General features: G+C 63.0%; 1 protein-coding gene. It reads left to right on the top strand.

Going from position 1 to position 597, the window contains the following annotated elements:
- A partial coding sequence (locus KUC_RS19890) for an ATP-binding protein (protein WP_244264725.1) occupies positions 1-597 on the top strand: 597 nt, incomplete at both ends.

The raw sequence follows: 597 nt of genomic DNA, 5'->3' as shown, positions 1-597 counted from the left end.
GATTTTGCGATAGAGCCCCGCCGCCAGCAGCAGGAGCGCCACACCAAGCGCCAGCAGGAGCGCCGCGCCGCCCATCAGGCCGCGCTGGCCAACCAGGAACAGGCGCAAAAAGAGCTGCGCGAAGAGAAGCAGCAGGCCCTCGCCGCCCTTAGCGAGACCCACCAAAGCCAGTTGTTAGAGCTAAAAGCCGACGGCCAAAGCCAGGTTGATAGCCTGGATGCCCAGCTGCGCCAGTATAAGCAGCAGCTAAGCGACGCCAACGCCGAGCACCAGCGCCAGCGGGAAGAGCTGGAGGAAGCCTTTAGTCAGGAGCTGGCCGAGCAGGGCGTCGACCCCGCCAAGCTCAAAGATACCAAACAGCGCCTGGCGAGCCAGGACGAACGTATCCGCGTCACCGCCGCCCGTCAGGATGAGCTCACCGAGTACACCCGCTTTATGCGCGTGGAGTGGGGTCAGCAGAAACCGCAGCTGGTCGCCCAGGAGGCAGAGCTGGAGCAGGCGGAACACAAGCTGCAGCGCGATAAAGAGCATCTGAAAAATGACTTCCAGGCGGCGCGTAAAGCCCACCAAAGCGCGGTCAGCACGCTGAAAACCCAA

This window comes from Vreelandella boliviensis LC1 (genome assembly GCF_000236035.1).
GTDB classification, from domain to species: domain Bacteria; phylum Pseudomonadota; class Gammaproteobacteria; order Pseudomonadales; family Halomonadaceae; genus Vreelandella; species Vreelandella boliviensis.
Note: the sequence above shows the minus strand (reverse complement) of the source record. Positions and strands in the feature narration are given on the sequence as shown.